Annotated in this window: 1 pseudogene; it reads left to right on the plus strand. The window is 49.0% G+C overall.

The window, feature by feature from the left end:
- Nucleotides 1-559: pseudogene (locus R7040_RS28920) on the plus strand (flagellar motor protein MotA); the annotation flags it as partial.

Below are 559 nucleotides of genomic sequence, written 5' to 3' on the forward strand. Positions count from 1 at the left end.
ACAGGCGTAGATGCCAACTCATATCAAAAAGACATTGAAGCTATTGTCGCGGCGAAGTCTCTACCGACGTTGAAGCAATTGCAAGCGATGTGGCGCAGTATGGAAGAGCAAGTTACCGCAAGTGGCGAACTGGCGAAGGTCTCTTTCACTTTGCTCGATGGAGAAGGTAAAGAACAGAAAGTCAACGGTGTTCGTCTTGGCGCAATGGCACTACTTGATGACAATGGCTATGTGAAATGGAACGGCCAGCGCGGTGACGCAGTGAACTATTTGCGTCAGCCAGAAAATGGTCCGACAGCGAGCGCATTCACCAACGGCGAATTGGATTCGTTAGTTATTGATCCATCGCGTGGCATTCTTTTAGAACAGCTAGCGAACTCGCCAACGCTGAAAGATCGTCTAAATGCGGGTGGCGTAGTTGGCCAGATCATCCTTGTTCTATTAGCGATTGGTTTGATTATCGCGTTGGTTCGCGGTGTGTCTCTTTTCATTGCTCGCCAAAAAATCGCGAAGCAGCTAAAGAATCCAACCAAAGCAGAAGATAACCCCCTAGGTCGCG

It is taken from the genome of Vibrio sp. 1069, assembly GCF_033340555.1.